The 1,133-nt window shown below is 48.1% G+C and carries 1 pseudogene; it reads right to left on the bottom strand.

Going from position 1 to position 1,133, the window contains the following annotated elements:
• Window positions 1-50: 50 nt before the first annotated feature.
• Window positions 51-1,133: pseudogene (locus tag R7R24_RS24745) on the bottom strand (DUF3971 domain-containing protein); the annotation flags it as partial.

Below are 1,133 nucleotides of genomic sequence, written 5' to 3'. Positions count from 1 at the left end.
TATCACTTTACTGGACCAGCGTTTACAGAGGAAAAGTGGTTCGGCCGTGGCATTGGCGTAGCCATCATGTAGTGGCGAACTTCATTACCTGGAGCTGTTGCTTTAGCTTCAATTTCGATATGGCCATCTTCAGCCACCTCAGGAATGCGCACCGTGATGCGTTTCGCGTGAACGCCATTTAACGTCGCCGCTTTGGAATCCAGATACATGGCGTCGTTTTCAAACAATAGATCAAGCTGCAAGTCGGTAATGGTTGGCCACGCAGTATCAAAACTGAATTTCGCGTCTTTTAAGCCAACCCATGCCTGAAACATACCGTTGTGCTCTTTGTAAGGAAAATCTCCTAACTCGCCATACCACAGCAATTTGGCCGTATTTACTTTACCGCCTTGAATTGCGGTTGATAGGTAATCCGTCAGATCTTGACCTAATGCCAAGGTTGGTAAGTAACGCCAAGTTTCACCAGCGTTGTAGAGATCCGCCTCAGCATAAAACGATAGGAATGGGCTTTGCTCTTTAGGGAAATCGAGTCGAAATGCGCCCAACACTTGAAGATCCGGAGTCGCAGCCGTGACTTTATCCGACCACAAACGCCAACCTGTCTCATCTTGCTGCCAGATGATGTCGACTTCGCCTTGCTTGATGTTCAATGGGGCTTGGAATACATCCCCGTACGGGAAAACATCATCAATGACCGTGACTTTCGCTTTCGCTTGCTTCAAGTCACCCGCAACGCTGCCTTGCACATGTTGAAAGCCCGGCAACAGTTCCCATTGAGTCATAGCTAACTCATCGAGGTCTGCCGAATAACGCAGCGTATCTAAGCCACCATTCATGGCTAAACGAATGTCTTCAACACGACCTTTCGGCGCTAATTTATTGAGTCAGTCACTGGTCGATTCTGATTCCGGCGCGCGCTTAACGACTGGAATCAGCGCCTCAATGTCGAGCTGAGAAAGATTGAGCTTCCAGCCATCTGGTTGCCAATCAAAAGCCGCATCAAGTTCAGGCCAGGATTTGTCATCGGTGCGAATTTGAAGTGAGTGACCATTTACTTTCCAACCTTGCTTATCAGGCAAGAGCTTAAACACTCCCGATTCGATAAACAGTTCATGGCGACCATTTTCATTCCA

The organism is Vibrio sp. 704 (assembly GCF_033339295.1).
The sequence above is the reverse complement of the archived record's forward strand: the minus strand, read 5'-3'. Positions and strand labels throughout refer to the sequence as shown.